The 16,391-nt window shown below is 36.6% G+C and carries 19 protein-coding genes; 17 read left to right on the top strand and 2 right to left on the bottom strand.

Annotated features, from left to right (window positions below; translation table 11 throughout):
• The first annotated feature begins 3 nt into the window (after positions 1–3).
• Positions 4–330: a DUF4286 family protein gene (locus A37Q_RS14645; protein WP_169710233.1), complete on the top strand. Its 327-nt coding sequence runs from the start codon at positions 4–6 to the stop codon at positions 328–330.
• Here the strand turns inward: A37Q_RS14645 and A37Q_RS0104805 are convergent.
• A complete protein-coding gene (locus tag A37Q_RS0104805) occupies positions 323–1,021 on the bottom strand; it encodes an SDR family NAD(P)-dependent oxidoreductase (protein ID WP_018299145.1) in 699 nt (232 codons plus the stop codon). The two genes, A37Q_RS14645 and A37Q_RS0104805, sit on opposite strands and share 8 nt — an antisense overlap.
• 2 nt (positions 1,022–1,023) lie before the next feature.
• A complete protein-coding gene (locus tag A37Q_RS0104800) occupies positions 1,024–1,644 on the bottom strand; it encodes a helix-turn-helix domain-containing protein (RefSeq protein ID WP_018299144.1) in 621 nt (206 codons plus the stop codon).
• Between the two features lie 436 nt (positions 1,645–2,080).
• On the opposite strand from A37Q_RS0104800, the gene A37Q_RS0104790 reads away from it, so the two are divergent.
• The 16 genes from A37Q_RS0104790 to A37Q_RS0104710 all read left to right on the top strand — a co-directional run bounded on the left by A37Q_RS0104790 (position 2,081) and on the right by A37Q_RS0104710 (position 16,377).
• Positions 2,081–2,317: a hypothetical protein gene (locus tag A37Q_RS0104790; protein WP_018299142.1), complete on the top strand. Its 237-nt coding sequence runs from the start codon at positions 2,081–2,083 to the stop codon at positions 2,315–2,317.
• The gene (locus tag A37Q_RS0104785) at positions 2,314–2,514 is read left to right on the top strand and encodes a hypothetical protein (RefSeq protein WP_018299141.1); all 201 of its coding nucleotides are present in this window, start codon (positions 2,314–2,316) and stop codon (positions 2,512–2,514) included. The genes A37Q_RS0104790 and A37Q_RS0104785 overlap by 4 nt, the downstream gene beginning before the upstream one ends.
• A 298-nt stretch (positions 2,515–2,812) precedes the next feature.
• Positions 2,813–3,124, top strand: coding sequence for a hypothetical protein (locus A37Q_RS0104775; protein ID WP_018299139.1), 312 nt, complete (start codon positions 2,813–2,815; stop codon positions 3,122–3,124).
• 47 nt (positions 3,125–3,171) lie between these two features.
• Positions 3,172–3,570, top strand: coding sequence for a hypothetical protein (locus A37Q_RS0104770; RefSeq protein WP_026196529.1), 399 nt, complete (start codon positions 3,172–3,174; stop codon positions 3,568–3,570).
• 140 nt (positions 3,571–3,710) lie between these two features.
• Positions 3,711–4,991 (top strand): Kelch repeat-containing protein, encoded by a 1,281-nt coding sequence (locus A37Q_RS0104765; protein ID WP_018299137.1) that lies wholly within the window; start codon positions 3,711–3,713, stop codon positions 4,989–4,991.
• Between the two features lie 19 nt (positions 4,992–5,010).
• A complete protein-coding gene (locus A37Q_RS0104760) occupies positions 5,011–5,724 on the top strand; it encodes a hypothetical protein (RefSeq protein WP_018299136.1) in 714 nt (237 codons plus the stop codon).
• A gap of 10 nt (positions 5,725–5,734) precedes the next feature.
• A complete protein-coding gene (locus A37Q_RS0104755) occupies positions 5,735–6,400 on the top strand; it encodes a TcpQ domain-containing protein (RefSeq protein ID WP_018299135.1) in 666 nt (221 codons plus the stop codon).
• Positions 6,400–8,028, top strand: coding sequence for a hypothetical protein (locus A37Q_RS0104750; RefSeq protein ID WP_018299134.1), 1,629 nt, complete (start codon positions 6,400–6,402; stop codon positions 8,026–8,028). Before A37Q_RS0104755 ends, A37Q_RS0104750 begins: the two co-directional genes overlap by 1 nt.
• 1 nt (position 8,029) lies before the next feature.
• Entirely contained in the window at positions 8,030–9,466 is a 1,437-nt protein-coding gene (locus A37Q_RS0104745) for a hypothetical protein (protein WP_018299133.1), read from the top strand.
• Positions 9,459–10,046: a type IV pilus biogenesis protein PilP gene (gene pilP, locus A37Q_RS0104740; protein ID WP_018299132.1), complete on the top strand. Its 588-nt coding sequence runs from the start codon at positions 9,459–9,461 to the stop codon at positions 10,044–10,046. The genes A37Q_RS0104745 and pilP overlap by 8 nt, the downstream gene beginning before the upstream one ends.
• Positions 10,047–10,061: 15 nt before the next feature.
• Positions 10,062–11,786, top strand: coding sequence for an ATPase, T2SS/T4P/T4SS family (locus A37Q_RS0104735; RefSeq protein ID WP_018299131.1), 1,725 nt, complete (start codon positions 10,062–10,064; stop codon positions 11,784–11,786).
• A complete protein-coding gene (locus tag A37Q_RS0104730) occupies positions 11,779–13,005 on the top strand; it encodes a type II secretion system F family protein (protein WP_018299130.1) in 1,227 nt (408 codons plus the stop codon). The genes A37Q_RS0104735 and A37Q_RS0104730 overlap by 8 nt, the downstream gene beginning before the upstream one ends.
• 28 nt (positions 13,006–13,033) lie before the next feature.
• Positions 13,034–13,615 (top strand): type 4 pilus major pilin, encoded by a 582-nt coding sequence (locus tag A37Q_RS0104725; RefSeq protein ID WP_018299129.1) that lies wholly within the window; start codon positions 13,034–13,036, stop codon positions 13,613–13,615.
• Positions 13,616–13,631: 16 nt separating this feature from the next.
• Entirely contained in the window at positions 13,632–15,170 is a 1,539-nt protein-coding gene (locus A37Q_RS0104720) for a prepilin-type N-terminal cleavage/methylation domain-containing protein (protein ID WP_018299128.1), read from the top strand.
• 154 nt (positions 15,171–15,324) lie between these two features.
• The gene (locus tag A37Q_RS0104715) at positions 15,325–15,624 is read left to right on the top strand and encodes a hypothetical protein (protein ID WP_018299127.1); all 300 of its coding nucleotides are present in this window, start codon (positions 15,325–15,327) and stop codon (positions 15,622–15,624) included.
• Between the two features lie 9 nt (positions 15,625–15,633).
• Positions 15,634–16,377, top strand: a complete 744-nt coding sequence (locus A37Q_RS0104710; protein ID WP_018299126.1) for a DotI/IcmL family type IV secretion protein — start codon at positions 15,634–15,636, stop codon at positions 16,375–16,377.
• The last annotated feature ends 14 nt before the right edge of the window (positions 16,378–16,391 follow it).

The following is a 16,391-nucleotide window of genomic DNA, read 5'->3' as shown; positions in this document are numbered from 1 at the left end:
ATTGTGGTAGTTTATGAAGTTAATTTACGAATAAAAGATGAGATATATTCAGCCTTCATGAATTGGTTAGAGTATCATGCTAATGAAATGTTGAATTTTAAAGGATTTAAAAACTTTAAGATACTTCATGATACTGATAATCAATATGGTCTGCATAACGTTACTGTAGTATATGATGTATCTACAATGGACAATTTAAACACTTACTTAAACCATCACTCAGCAGCAATGAGAGATGATGGCATTTCAAAATTTGGTAACAAATTTTCAGCATCTAGAAGAATCTTGGTATCTAGTGATGCATTATGTTCAGAGCGAGCCACTATATAACATGGTCAATATTTTCTATACTGATGGTTGATACTTTTGCATATTTACTAATATTTAACAAATAGTCTATAGTAAGCACAATATCATCCGTTGGTAGTTTTTGTTTTAAAGTATTGTTTTTAGTCATATCAGTATTCACTACAGCAGGGCATATAGCGCTTACCTTAACGCCATATTTTGACAGCTCTTTTTCCATTGCTTGAGAGTACCCAATAACACCAAATTTTGAAGCAGCATAGCCACCTAGGTTTTCCAATGCTCTTACTCCCGACATGGAGGCGCAATTAAATATATACCCAGATTTTTCTTTCATCATAATTTCAGCAACTGTCTTAGCTATCTCATAAGAAGCAATCAAATTTACATTCATGAGATTCTGTAGATCAGATGTCTTTATAAATACTGTTCCCTCATGCAATACTCCTGCATTATTAAAAAGAACATCTATCTTCAGTCCCATAGTAATATTTTTTATAAATTTGGCAACTTTACAAACATCCGATATATCAAACGCATACTCATGAATATCTATATCTGGGTAGTTATGAACTATCTCATGTTTTGCTGCTATTAAATTCACAGAGCTTCTAGATATAAGAATAAGATTATAATTTTTGCTCGCAAGATAATGCGCTACAGCTAAACCTATACCGCGACTTGCACCTGTTACAATTGCGAATTTTTGAGCCATTTTCACACTTTCATTGCAAGTTTTCTATGCCAAATTATAGCATAGGTTAGATTTATATTTGGGTTAACCATATAGGGTTCTTCCGCAGTTGACATTGGATTCACGGGATATAAAACTATATCATCATCACGTATAGCTATTTTTCTAACAACAGTTTTATTATCTAGTTTGATTATAAAATTATAGTCACGGATGATTGACTTATTTATTGAAACCTTTAATCCACCAACATAATCCCCAATATTATAGTATGGAAACATAGAATCATCAGATATTATCGATATATAGCTGTCTTTCATCTTTTCAAATACTGATATTTCCTCATATAGTGTGTCTGAGACTTTAACCAACTTTTCGGGAAAACTCTCTATTGATTTAGAATCGTGGATATATCTTGGGGGTGCACCCAAAGAAAAAAGTAACCATTGCTCAGAGCATATGACTCCAAACGTTTCTACTCCAGAAACAAGCTTTTCAGCCCCTTTTGAAGAAAGAGATGTTTTATTTTGCTCCCATGATTGTATCGTATGTTTACTGATACCAACCTTTAAGGAAAAATCCTCTCTAGACAAACCACACATCATTCTTATTTGTTTTACACGTTCACCTGATTTTTTTTCCATATCTCACCATAAAAATACCAATAATAGGTATTTATTTTCAATTTAATGTTTACAATACCACTTACAGGTATTATAATACCCCACATGAGTCTAATGATAGATGCTGGATTGCTATCTAACAATGCTTTTATTATAGATATTTTATGAATGTGTTGACCAAATAAGGTGCACTCCGACTCTACATGTTGTTGGCTTACTGGGAGGTTAGAAATCCCCAAATATAACATTACATAAAAATCGCAATTTAAAATATCACCTAATTTTGGGGTGTAAAGTAGGACGGGGGCGACATTGCCGCTGATTTCGGTTGGCGGCGGTGTCCGAAAAAAGTTTAAAGATGCCTCCATTTGCAGGGGCAATGCATCCTATGCTGTCATGTGCGGGGTATTTTTAGCGTGACGGTGTAGGCTCTGCTAAAGAGAGGGAGGATTGAGGTTTGTTACAACAACAGAATGCTGAGATCAAAGTAAGCTTAGAGGTTATCGAGAAATTAATCGCACAGAAATTGAGTTCGGTTTTTGGTTATTTGGCTTACCAGACATCGGCTGATGAATCGCGAGCGCTAATAACCGATGGTCAATTTCCAAAAGATGTAGCCAAAGAAATTATTACTTCATATAAGCTCGATAATTTCAAAAAACCGCACGATTTAATAAATGAGGAATACGTATGACTCTCAACGATGCAATAGATCAGCTACAGGCTCTCAAGACTCGATTTGGTAATATAGATGTATTCCTTCAAAGCGAAAAGATGCAGCTTGGATCCAGTGAAATCCAAGAAGAAATAAAAAGCATTTCAGAAAGATATATAGGCGAATCCACCAAGCCATATGTTCTTATTGTTGGCGAAAACGAATTTGTTGTTTAGGTCGAGATATGTTGGAATCAGCGCAAAACCCATTTAAGCCACAAGAGTCAGACAAATATACTGATTCTAAAAATAATAATCAATCATTGGGTTTTCTGTTTTCAGTGTATGTGAATCAAGTTGCAAGAGGGAGAGCTTAAAATGCAGATTTTAAAGCACAGTTTCAATAAAACAGTCAATTTTTGGTTCTATCGAGATAGCAAACTGAAAAGTAATGCAAAGGTAACATTGAAAATAAAAGCTCCGTGTCCCGAGCATGGACTTACTACCAGCAGAAAATCTAAGTAGAGGTTAAGTGATGGCAAATCAGTATTATGACAGTTTTAAGTGTGTTTTAGAGCAAAGATACAAAAAGTCTTACATTGAAGTACTCCAAGATTTTTCATCACAAGGCTTTACGGTTAATAGGCTCTCTAAAACAACAGGGTTTGATGCTGGAACAATTCGTAAATGGATTAGACGTGCAAATGCTGCACTGACTACTTCTGACAAAATAACATTTAAAACAATGCGCCCTCGTAAAGATAAATCTTGTGACGAAACGGTGCAAGATCACCTTCAAGCTAAGGCAATTAACTTGGGGAATTGTTTAAGTCGAAAATGGGGTTAAAGCCAATAAGCTAACTATTTAGTAAAAAAATAAAGGAGCAAAAAGAGATGTCAATGTTTAGTTATAACGCAGTTGAAGCCGATATTCCCATCGAAACTGGCGTTGTTCAATTTAAGGTTATGAAAGTTGAACAAGATACAGTGAAATCTGAAGGGGATAACTTTGGTGAACAAATGATGGTGGCTCATGTTGTTCTTAAAGACAAAAAAGGGAATACAAAACTATTAAAGAAATATTTCATTTTAAATGACGAATATATTCGCAACTTGGCTTATTTTTGTCAATCGATAGGTATTTATGAAAAGTACAAAACTGGTCAGCTAGCTGAAAGTGATCTTATTGGCAAAGTGGGTAAATGTGAAATTGAGCGCGTAGATCAAGAGGTTAATGGTAAAGAGGTTAAAGTCGTGAGAATTGTCAAATTTATAAAGAAAAACGAAAGTTAATTAAGCATAGCATTTCCTAATTAACCTTATTTAATTTTAGCCCTATGTCGATGGGTTGGGTTTTTGTACCCAAAATTCGGCAAAAACATTAAAAAAAAGAACACAGAATGAACAAAAAATTATGAAAACGGAGAGTAACAATGAAACTTCAAAATACAAAAACATTGCACCGAAGGCTGAAAAAAACTGCATTAACATCACTTATTACACTAGTAGCTGTAACTATCGCTGCATGTGGCGGTGGAGGCGGAGGAAGCAGTAGTGATACGGGTGCTGCAAACCTTCAAGCATCAATAACAAGAATTAATTTATCAGTTAGTAGCATTACATTAACAAACAGTGGAGATAAGGCGACAGGAACGCTCAGTATTACAACCCCGACAAGCAGTAACTTTAATTTTTACAATGGTACTGATGACACTTCATGGTGCACGACAAGCAAATGTCCTCAAGTTTGTCAGCCTATGTCTACTTTAGCAGCTGGTGCTAGCTGTAAAATTTATATCGATGCGACTAATACAGTCAATTATGCACAGTCTCCAGTACAAATCACAAATGCAGTTGTGATTACGGATCTAGCTGATTCAAAGACGTATTCCTATTCACTAGAAAACACAGGAATTCTCTATGCTGTCACTAATAGCAATAATATGTATTATCAAACAAACACAGATACCAATTGGTCAATTGGATTTGAATTACCTTCAGGTGAGACAGCCGTGAATGGTTTTGCTGTTGATCATAATGGCATTCCATATGTTGGAGGTGTCAATAAAGTCTATCGATACAACAATATGAACAACCCTCAATGGGATGATTTAGGATCAGTAGCCTCATCTATTACTAGTTTAAAAGCTATTGGGTTTGATAACGCTAATGTATTATACGCAGGCGGTGTTGGATCTAATCAAGTTTACCAGTATTCAAATAATGCTTGGAGTGCCAACACAACACCTGATTCAAGCGCAACAGCGATCACATCAATTGGCTTTAGCTCCACAAATACAATGGTTGCAGCAACACAAAATTCCTCATCAGCAAAGGTTTATATTAACCCAGTGAGTGTCGGTTGGATTGATATTGGGAGTCCTGATGCTGGGGCAAGCGATATTTATGGCTTTGATGTTTCATCAAATGGCACAGTGTCTGTCACGGTGAATAATCAGAATAGCTGCTACAGCAATGCTACTTCAACAACTTCATGGACAGATGACGGTATTGTTCAAGATGGTAATAAAAGCGTTTATTCATTGTTAACTGATAGTTTGGGGAATGTATATGCTGGTATTGGAGATAACGGAGAAGTTAATAAAAAAGAGGCTGGAAGTTCAAACTGGTTTCCTCTTGTCGCCCCAGAAGCAGGAACGCGTGTTACGCATTTATCAAACGGATCAAAATTAACTGTGACCTTAGATAGTTAAGACTACTCAGGAGAAGAGCATGCATTTAATCAAATATTCAAAGCACTTTATCGTAGCTGCGGCGTTAGTCAGTAGTGCATCAATTTCATGGGCAGCATCTAAGCCAGTGACATTGATTGAAGATGTTTCACCACAATACTTTCAACTTTTACAAAGCGAACAAAACAAATGGGTTTATATCAAACTCAGAGAAATTAGCTACAAAGCGAATGCTGCTAGTAAAAATAGTCTTTTAGAGACCGTATCCAAAATGAGAATATTTGACAGTCAATTCTTAAATAAATCGATTGTATCCTCAATTCAATCAGGTGTGATTAGAAATGGATTGGGACAAGGTATATATACTATTAATGGTCGAGAGAGTTTCATGACTGTGAGCACGAGTTTTCCATATATTAAATCAATACAACTGAATAGTGAAAATAACAAGGCAACCTTTGAGCAAGGTAAGGTTGATTATGGACTTTCCGTTACGGTTACTTCTTCTATTTACAACAGTAATTCGTCATCTATTCGCTTAAATCTTGTCGTGAATTACTCGCAATTAATCAATGTTAAAAAGAATAGGATTGCTGGCACAGATTACTACACTGAATTGCCTAATGTGCATAACGTTAGATATGTCAATAGCCTATCAATCAGTCCAACTGAAAGCATTGTTTACAAATTAGGTACTGCTAAAGATTGGACTAAATATCTCATTATTACAGCCGCAACCAAGCAAGCATTTTAAAGGTTAAATTATGCATTTTATCATCTTAAAGAAATACAGAAGTCAAAAAAGGTTCTCCTCTTATCAGATGGCTGTTTCTCCGTTTAATTCAGATACGGTTTTTAATGAAGTTCTCCCTGTATCTGAGCAGCCGCTGGTAAGAGGTTTTATTCGAAAGTTGAGCTATATATTAGCCACTTGTTTAGCCTTTAGCTTTACGCTCTCCAACTTATCGTATGCAGATGTGCTGATACCTGTTCGTTTTTCTGAATCAGTTAAGTTAGAACTTAAAAGCCCAAATACAACTTTTAATCCTGCTTTTAGTTTTAATCCTGAATCAGCAATAATGGCGATAGCTGAAAATGAGAAGTCAGCTAAAGCATTATCTGAAAAAGATCGTGAAGTCTATTATATGTTTGCTGGTGAAAGTGTCAGGCAAACGATAAATCGTTGGGCTGCTGTTAATGAGTACAAAGTCATTTACCAAACCGATGCAAATTTTATTAATGCGCAAGATACAACTATATACGGTAAGTTCTTATCTCCAAATGGCGCGCTAGAGCAACTGCTTAGGTCATTGAAAAACACATCCAACCCTATAAAGGCAACAGTGAAATCCAATCATGTGATATTAATCCAGCCCGATGAGTACAACACCAGATTATTAATGCCAACATCGAATAGAGGTGATAACTAATGGAGTACAGATTGAAGTATACTTTCAGATCTATTTTATTAGCAAGTATATTGCTATCTGGTTGCTCACTTAATATGAAAGCAACAGAGGATCAAGCAAACCATAATATTCAACATACCACTAAAATTGTTGATCAAGCCACTACGCGTCCTCAAGATAGCTTAGTTCACTTTGATAATAGTATTTTTGTATCTGATAAAGCATTTAAAGTTAAGGCAGCAAAAGAACCATTACCACCCGTGTTTAATGAAAAGTTTGTGTTTAATAGCAATAAGCCAATGACGCTATCAGCTATTAATAACGATATATCACTTCAAAGTGGTTTGCCTATTCGTATGAGTGAGGATGCAGTTAATTATTTAACTAATGGTGATCAAAAAAACGCAAAATCAACTACACAAAACAATAACCTCCCACCTATAAGTGCTAATACCGATAAACTGCAAAAATCAAATATCCCAACAATGTACTTACATTATGTTGGCACCTTAAAAGAGTTATTAGATCAAATTACCTCTAAATTTAACTTATCATGGCGCTACGATCATGAGTCCAATCAAATTGAAATTTTCAGGTTTGAAACCAAGACTTTTAGAGTCGGCATTGTCAGTGGCAAGGCTATCTCTAAAACAGTCATTAAAAATGGCGATACCAGCTCGCTGTCACCGCAAGTCAATTCATTAAGTATTGAATCAGGCGAGGTTGATGAGTGGAAAGTATTAAGTGAAGGGATCAATCGTATTATTGGCGATAATGGCAGCTTAACAGCACTGCCTACTGCTGGCTATGTCTCTGTCACCACCACACCAAAGCTTATGAATCGTGTCGAATCCCTTATTACTCAAATAAACAAAGTCGCTGAAAAGAACGTTGCCGTTCAAGTTGATATTTATGATATTCAGCAAACAAATAGCAGTAATTACGGGCTTGACTGGAATTTAGTGATGAAAGCAAGCTCAAGTGTCTTTAATTGGGATACTCGTGGCATTGCCGATGCGTTGTCTAACCCTCTGTCTTCTACCACGCAAACTGCAACTATTTCAGCAGGACTAACTGGTGGTGCGTTATCAGGGAGTCAACTCGTACTAAATGCACTTCAAAGCATTGGTAAGATTACCTCACATAAAAGACAAATGGCATATACGATGAGTGGTCAGGCAACTCAACTCGATATGAGTACCCAAACTGCTTATGTTGAAAAAAGTGATGTGACTGTGCAGACAGGTTCAGGTTCTGATTATGTCCAAACAAGCATAACCCCTGCCACGATCAATACTGGCTTTAATATGAAAATGACGCCGTTTATTAATCCTAATAATAAAATTCTGCTTCGTATGGCTGTGATCATGGGGAATTTGGATAGTATGCGCCGTGAAAAAACTGGTACTAAAGATGCCGAGGGGTATGTGGAGTTACCATCTGTTTCCTCTAAGACTTTCGCTTATGTTGCTAAATTGAACTCCGGACAAGCTTTGATTATTGCCGCTTTTAATGACGATACAGCCAATATGCAGCAAAACTCAATTGGTGGAGAAGATACATGGGCGCTGGGAGGAAAAAAAGGTACTGCCAAGTCACGCTCAATGACGGTTGTTGTAGTTACCCCATACATTATTGGGGATCACTGATATGCGAGAGGGAAGGGCGAATAATTACGCTATTGGGTTAAAAATAACCTCAAGTAGCAAAAGAGCCTATATTCGATCCAACAAGGGTAAATATGGCATCTACTTGTCAGATATTCAAGTTGCTTTAGTAGGGAATAAAAGCGCCCAAGGGAATTACTCGCTAATTGCCATGCTATTGAAATATCTTGATGGTAGGTCTATTGATAAAACTCAGCAAAACATGTTGGTTCTCAGTCAATCTATTGCAAATCAATGTACGCATACGAATGCAAATATTGATAGCACCAATAAGGAATACTGGCTTGGGTTAGTATTAAAAGGAGACCTAGTTTCAAGTGGATCAATATTAATCAATACAGCGCCTGATGGTGATGATCAGCCTTACGCCTCTGATATGCTTTTATCCAAAGATAATTTGCAATCTCTAACCCCTCTGTTAGTCAGCGAGATCCATAAAATTTTAAATAAGGATGATACGCTTTATCTCGTTTCTGATGAGGAATGTAATGTCGGTATCACATTAAAAAATCAATTGAATACACTCAATATTACAGGGATTGAAACACAAGCGTTATTAACGCAGCTAAATGATTTATCAGCTCAAGATCAAAAAGCATCACTCATAAAACCAATCAAAAGCATTGTATCTTTTAAGCTTATCCTCATTGCTCTGGTTATCTGTGTGGTGAGTTATTTTGGCTACCAACATTATGAAAATGGGCGTCAAGATACCCTTAAAAAAGAGAGGCTTTCTAAACTCCATGCCCAACGACTCATCGCTGAAAAGAAAAAGCTCACTGCAATTCGCGACAACTTTTTTCTGCGTCTTAATACATTGAATGCCGGTGGCGTCATAAAATCACTCGACTCTATTCTTGCAGAGTCCACCTATTTATATCATGGCTGGCAACTCGTTAGTATTAATTTTGATAGCAGTGATATGTCTAATATCAAGCTAACCTACAAACGTCTTGGTTATGGTGATATAAAGGGGCTAATCTCACTTTATTCTCATTCAAACGCAACCAGTCAGCTAGAAGTCGGCGGTGATAATAATGACGGACGTTTCAGTGTCAATTTTGCGTTGCCAACTAAGCATAATGATTTGGATGAGACAACCTTTAAGGATGCAGCAAAGCGCCTAGAGTCAAAAAATAACCTTATAGCTCATTTACAACAACTGGGTTTGAAATATAGCATTACCAAGTCGAATACATCAGATAAAACCAGCTTTCTCAGCTTTGTTCAATCAAGCAAACTCAATAGCGCCATACAACAAATTGAGGTAAGTGGGTCTAGCTTACAATCGTTAATATTGCTACAGAAATCCTTAAGAGAGAATCCTTTTATGACAGCTGATAGCATTAATATTCAGTTCAGCCCAGACACAATGACACGCATTCAACATTTTACATTCAAAGGGGTACTTTATGCCTAAAAAAACTTATATCTCATCTATGTTACTTATTGGTGCTTTACTGAGTATTAATAGCTATGGAGCAACACCCACTAAGACGCCATCAGATAATCCTTCCGATATAAACAAGGATTCATCTATCTATACACAAAAGATGGATGTTTTAACGAGAGATTTACAATTAACACAGGCAGAAAATGCGATCTTAGCGGAAAAACTAAAAGCCGCTAAATTACATTATGATATTAATAATATTGGTGAAGAAAGAAACACTCCCATCACCGCACCATTGAGACAAAATCAACCTGAAATACTACATGCAAATTCACTACAAGTGCAAAGAGCTGAACCTTTCTTTCAATTAGAACGTATTACAGGGGCATTATCCCATCCAAGCGCATGGATTTATTTTAATGGCACAATTGCAGAAGTAAAAAAGGGGGGTAAGCTCGTTGGTAGCTGGTCAGTCAAATCAATATCCCCAAATTCAGTGGTCATTGTGAACACTACATCTAATGAAACAAAACAACTGTATTTAGCGAGTCAAAATACCAATAACAAATATGCAGACTCATCTAAAAATATAAACAGTGATCAATAGGGGAGATATAGTTTTATGCTGATATCACAATTATCTGAAGTCAGGTTAAAGCCCAATAAGCTGCTATTTGAAGATACACTTACAGTAAAAGATAAGCCCTATTTAGCTTGTTATGAATCCACTAATGATCGATTTGTCACACTCATCACACAGGATAAAAAAGATGATGAAGATATTAGTAATTGTGCTAAATCGTTACGTATTAAAGCTAGCGATGAATATGGGCTTCACCACACTAAAACCTACTATGTTAAACCATGCGTACTAACAGAAGTGCGCAATAAAGTGACAGATGGAAAAGTGTTAGATCACGAGAAACTTCGTCGTGAGTTTGACCAGTTACTAACAATGGCAATTCAAAAAGACGCTAGTGATATTCATATCTTTGCCAAACCACTTCGTGCGTATGTAATGTTAAGAGAATATGGTGAGCTAAGACACTATCAAGACTATGATTTTGGCTACATAAATGCATTGCTTTCAGCTATCTATAACGATCTTGGAGAAGAAAGCTCCAAGGATAGTGAGTTTACACCTCACAAAATTCAAGAAACCGTTATTGAGCGCTTCATAGACCATAAAAAATATCGGATCCGTTTTGCCTCGATACCTATTGTTGCAAGTGATGCTGGAATGAACAACAAACTTGTTAACCCATTTAAGGCAACATTAAGAATTTTGCCAATTGACCGACCTGCAATGAAAGATTTTTCAAAGCTTGGCTATCGAAAGGATTTAATTAAAGATATTGAGCGATCAATGATTGCTTCACACGGGTTAGGTATCATATCCGGTGCTGTTAATGAAGGTAAGTCAACTACATTAACAGCTATGATGGAGTATTTGGTAAAGTTTTACCCACATAAGCATATCGTAACCATTGAGTCACCTGTAGAAAATTTTATTCATGCAGATACAGTTGCTCAGCATCCTGTTCACACCTCTGTAGATAAGAGTGAAGCAGAACTACAAAAGTTATATAAAATCTCTCAAAATGCCGCATTAAGAAGCGATATCAATATCGTTTGTCAAAACGAGATTCGCAATGAAGATACCGCCAAGTTTTCACAATTAATTGTTCAATCAGGGCATTTATTTCTATCAACAGTCCACGCACAAAGCGCTCTTAATATTGTTAACCGACTAGAGGCTTTGGGTGTTGAAAGAGATATTCTATGCTCACCAAGTTTTATTAAAATTTTAATTCATCAAGCACTTTTGCAGAAGCTTTGCCCTAGTTGCAAAATTCCTTATGATGAATTTGATCAACAGACATCAATGAGTGACTTCTCAGGGTTGAGAGAGCGCCTTGATAGTGTGCTTAAACATTATCAAATCCAACCCAAATACAAGTCATCAATTTACTTTAGAAATCATCAAGGTTGTTCAAAATGTTCAAAAGGCATTATTGGTCAAACAGTTGTGGCTGAAATCGTTCAACCTAGTAGCCAATTAATTGCACTGCTTGCTAAGAAAGAACACTTAAAAGCCTACATAGCTTGGAGAGAGGGAGGTGGGATTAATATAAAAGAAGATGGCATTTTAAAAGTAGTAAAAGGAGAAGTATGTGCTAGCTCCCTTGAAATGAAATTAGGTGCGATTGATGAAAATACATTAGATGATCTTGTAGATATGAGCAAAATTAAAAGCAACATGCATGACTACTTACAAGAACACCCTATTAGCAAGTTAGGGCAAGTAAAAACAACACAAGCACCAAGAGAGGGTCGTCATGTTTAACAAACATAACCTCAAAAAAATACTGCCTAACGGATTACTCGCTCTACTCTTGATCTTGTTCGGGAAAAGACACGCTGATTTTTATCAGCGTAAAAGCCTATATTCACCCTTGAAGCGCTTGTTTATTCGTATGCAAATTGGCAGCAAAAAGCGTATTGAGTTATACGAAACACTCTCAATGCTGTTAGGTGTCGGAAGCTTTAACAATGCTATTTCTCAAATGATCCGCACGTATGAAAAAAATGCTAGACAGATATTTGGGAAGGAAATTTTAGAGTCAAAGAGAATTATCATTGAAATGCTTGAAGATGTTGCCTTTCGTCATCAAAAATTAGGGATGAATTCAGTTGATGCATTAAGTATTTATTTGCCAAAAAATGAGTTAATGATGTTATCAGGTCATGCGCATGTTTCAGTGGAAACCCTTAACAACACAAAATCGGTAACAACAAAGCTGTCAGATATGCGATCTAAATTGCTAAAACAGCTACTTTCCCCTCTTGTGTATTTAGTTGCCTCATTTGGTATGCTCATGGTAGTTGATATGGGCTTAAGACCTGTGGTTCTCTCAACAGGGAATATGGATAAAATGCCACAAAGCACTCAGTTTTTGATGGGCTTTAGTCACTGGTTTGTTGGTAACTATCAATGGGTTATTGTTGGATGCCTATTTATCTTTGTTATGATTTTGGTTGTGATGATGCGCGTTGTTAATGGGTTTCGCCTTTATGTACTAGATTACATCATCCCGTTTTCTATCTATAAAAGGATACTATCAGTACGGTTTTTGATTTCACTTTCTTTGCTGTTAAAGAAAAACGAAACAAGTGAAAACTCAAGTAACCATGCAGCTAGAACAGGGTTACCTATTCCTGAAGCAATTCAAAATATTGAAAAGTATGCAAATCGCTATACGCGTCACTTTATACAAAAAATGCGTGAGTCATTCTCGCGTGGGGTGTCCTCTGGTGTTGCCTTAGTACAAAGTGGCTTTTTTCCTAAGTCCCTTGTCAGTCTTATTGAGATGTATGGCTATTCAAATCAGCTAGAAAAAGGGATTCACGCACTAGGTCATGAGTATTTAGAAACACAAATTCGTCAAATAGATGCGGCATTTAAAGTAATGAACTATCTATTTATGGCAATTCTTGGCGGCTTTATCCTCTGGTATGTTGATGTAATGCTGTCTCTGAATCAAGCCTTTGCCGTCCACCCATAACCATTTCATTATTTAGAAGGAGAAAGAAATGAGTGAATTAAATAAACCAAGTATAAAGCGCCTAGCTGGAAAAAAATGTGATCCCTTAAAGTCTGAGCGTGGATTAACCATGGTTGAGCTACTGATTGTGATTGGCATTATTGCTGGAATCGTTGCTTTTATCTTCATAAAAAGTATGACTGTACGATCAGATGTAAAAAGTTCAAAAACCGTTGATGCAATCAACATGATTTATCAAGGCGTGGATTCCATGTTTGCCAATAGTGGTGGTGATTACTCAACCATTGCTAATAATGACATTGTAACACTTGCCCCTAAGAATATGATCTACAGTAACGGTGGCAATAGTATTATCGGCACCCCTTGGTATAACAGTAATAACAACTCAACCATTACTGTTGCACCAACAGGAACAAATAACACTCAGTTCACCTTAACGTTGAATGAAATCCCGAATGACAACTGTCGCACGATAGGTTCACAATTTCTAAATGGTGTTGCTGCTGCTGTCTCAGCAAATAGTAATGTCGTTCAAAATGCGACAGCACTTAACACCGCTTGTGATGGTGGATCAGGTGGTAACTCTAATCTTGCATTAACATTTAATTAGTTGGAAGGGCAAAAAGATGGGTCGTTTAAATTTGACAATTGACTCTTGTGAGAAAAATACGCTGAATAAACCCTGTGTTGATGCATCAAGAACTCTCAAAAAACAGCAAGGGTTTATACTCATGTCTTTGATGGTTGCCTTAGCCTTGATATCAATCATTGCGGTAACCTATTATTGGCGTCAAAATATGGATGCTAAGGCGGATAATGCAAAACGTCTTGGCAATCAGATAGCTGAGTATGTTTCAGCCGTACAAGACCGTATGTCAAATGACAGCACACTGGCTGTTGGCACCTATCAGAGTTTAGCATTCTTAAAAAACACAACGTGTGCTGGAGGCAATCAAGGAACTGCAAACGGGGATTATTTGCCTTGTGAGTTTAGTTTCATGCGTTTTCAAAATACATTAATGCGAAATGATCCTGTGACTGAAATTACAGATATGACCTCAGATAAACGAACAGCCACCATACGTATTAATCATATTACCGATAAAGAAGGTAATAACTTTGTTAATTCACCTTATTTAGGGTCTGTTGCCATTAATACCGCTGAAGCGAGAATGGGCAGTGATAAAAATGCTTTGTATCAAGGCGTTAGTGTCTATCACTATGACAAAGATAACGCATCAATTACAGTTGATGTCAGCGTAACGGGTACGAACAGCAAATGGCTTTGTATTGATGGGTGTAATAAAATGGAAGCGAACCTAGCTTTTGATAATACCAAGCCCGTGAATGCGCGTGAAATTCAGGATGTATCGAATATCAAAATGAATAACAGTGGTACCGCTGTCATTAGCAATGCGAATAATCTTCAAATTCAAAGTAATGCGCAAATGCAGAGCATTGCCAGCAATATTTTAAATAGTGCAAGCAATAACTTTGAGGCAACTGCAACGAATCAAGCCTATGTGGGTGGTAATGTCGCCAAACTAGTCGGGAACGCACAAAGTGTTGTGGCAAGCGGTTCTCAACAAGTGACAATAGACCCAAGTCAGATTGTTTTTACTGGAACAACTTTTACCAATAATGTGACAACAACTAATCTCAATTCAGCGACAACGAATATTAATTCTAATACAACCAATATCAATAAAGATAAAGGTACTGTGTATTTGGGGAATCAATCTGGCACAAAGGGAACAGCAAATGTCATTGTAAATGATATGGTGATTCATTCAATGCAGGATCAGAAACTATCGACATTATTAGAAAATGCAAATAAGCCATATTATTCTGGTTTTGCACTCTCACCTACAAGACAGTTATATTTTAATGTCACCACTGGGATGACTGGGCATGCTTTGATTACGGTATATGGATCATCCACGAGTGGAATGTATATTTATGCAAACTATCTGCGCTTATCCGTTAATGGAAGTATATTAAGAAGTATTCAGTTCATGATAACAGGATATATGATGTATCAATATGAGTTTACTGGTTCGCCCAATACGACCTATACCAACTTTGATGTGAATATCTACTCGTCTGGCGCACCAGGTTATAAACCAGGAATGATATATGTTGGCTGGTCATATTATCCATTTTAAGGAGGGGGAATAATGAAGATAAATACAAGTTAACCCTAAACGAATATCAGACATGAAGATTTAAAAGAACTCAGTAGGAATGGGTAGGGTATTTATTGCCTAAAGAAAAAATAATGGCATAAAAATGATTACAAGATGAGGGGAGGGGGAAGTAATGGCAAATCGATATGAGATTCCTTTTAAGGAGCAATTGGAGAAAAAATATCAAAAGCATTTATTGGATATATTGATTGATTTTAGGAATCAAAAAATGAGTATTCGCGAGATTTCTGAGTCAACTGGCTTTCATTACTCAACGGTCAGATACTGGTGCGCTAAATATGCAATAACAATGCATGGTGGTCAAAGATTCCATCCAAAATCTAATACAGCTCCAAAAAAAGAACACCATTTCATTGAACTATTTAAAGCAAAGAAGATCAATTTATTTAATGTACTCAGTCGCAGGTGGTAAGAGGTTACAATGTTTGCAAAAATAAGACAGTTGAGAAACAAGAAAAAACAAGATACAGGCGAAAGTGAATCAACCTCATTTAAAGAGGTTACTCGTGAAGAGCTGGCTCGTAATAAAGCCACCTACCAAAAGGAATATAATAGCGCGGATATTATCGCTGATAAGAGCTATTTTCTATTTTTTGAAACGCTGACATGGATATTTATTGCCATAATTCTTGTGCTGTCTTATGTGGTGGTCACCCTTGCCACTTCTCGACCGGATGTAAAGTTTTTCGCAACTGACGCTAATGGACAAGTGACACAAATTCATAACATCGGTAATGATGCTAATGTTTTATCTAACGCATCGATTCAGCAATTTATCACGACTGCCATCCCTACCGTTTTCACCTTTGATTTTAATAATTATCAATATGTGTTGAATAAGGAGTTACCGCGCTATTTCACCTCAAATGCAGCAAGTGATATACGTGAAATTCTAAAAAAAGAATACTTGCCCAATCTTGTCTCGCAAAAGCAGTTTTTAAATATCTCAGTTGAGTCCTCTTTTATCATTGAAAATGGGATGAGATACGGCAAAAAGACTAATGAATGGCAAATTCAAGTACCAGCGATATTGAGTATTAATAACGGACGCACAACAAAAAATGCCAATATCAAGCTGCAAATGGGTATCACCAGAACCAATACCACACGCAATAATTACGGTCTACAAATCTCGTGGATCAAAATAAACAATGATCGGGGTTGATATGCTGAGATTTT

This window comes from Fangia hongkongensis FSC776 = DSM 21703 (genome assembly GCF_000379445.1).
GTDB lineage: Bacteria > Pseudomonadota > Gammaproteobacteria > Francisellales > Francisellaceae > Fangia > Fangia hongkongensis.
Note: the sequence above shows the minus strand (reverse complement) of the source record. Positions and strands in the feature narration are given on the sequence as shown.